Source organism: Shewanella sp. MF05956 (assembly GCF_059758055.1).
Genome location: NZ_JCAYNV010000056.1, coordinates 1 through 551, shown reverse-complemented (window position 1 = coordinate 551; position 551 = coordinate 1). Strand labels below are relative to the sequence as shown.

The following is a 551-nucleotide window of genomic DNA, read 5'->3' as shown; positions in this document are numbered from 1 at the left end:
GCCGACGAAGATAAGCATTGTTGGAAAACAAAAGCGATGCATGATGAATCCATCGATGCTTGAAGCAGTATTAAAGGCTGGATTTAGTAGTTAGGTTAAAAATCAAACACTCATGCGGTGACCCTGGCCGGTAATGCTTCTGAATTTAATAAAGATATTGTTTCAAGCTTAATTGAAAGAACGACTCATCATGTGACTTATGACGGTTCTTATTTTTCGATTCCATACCCTAATGGAGATGTACCGAAAGACAAAGGAGTCTGTACGGACGTTATAATTAGAGCTTATCGTAAGTTAGGTACTGATCTACAAAAACTCGTTCATGAAGATATGAAATCTAACTTTTCACTTTATCCTTCGAAAAGAATGTGGGGATTAAATTCAACAGACAAAAACATAGATCACCGCCGAGTTCCTAACTTACGGTAATCTCCCCATTTTTAACTGAGATCAAAAGTAGAGACTTAGGCCACTAGTGCCAGTTTTTGCTTTGGTGGAATACCACCAATTGCTGTATTGGGTCTTTCGTTGTTATAAAACCATAGCCATTG

The 551-nt window shown here is 37.9% G+C and carries 1 pseudogene; it reads left to right on the top strand.

The features are described 5' to 3' along the window. Positions 1-117 precede the first annotated feature (117 nt). Positions 118-426: pseudogene (locus AC19MX_RS21130) on the top strand (DUF1287 domain-containing protein); the annotation flags it as partial. Positions 427-551 lie beyond the last annotated feature (125 nt).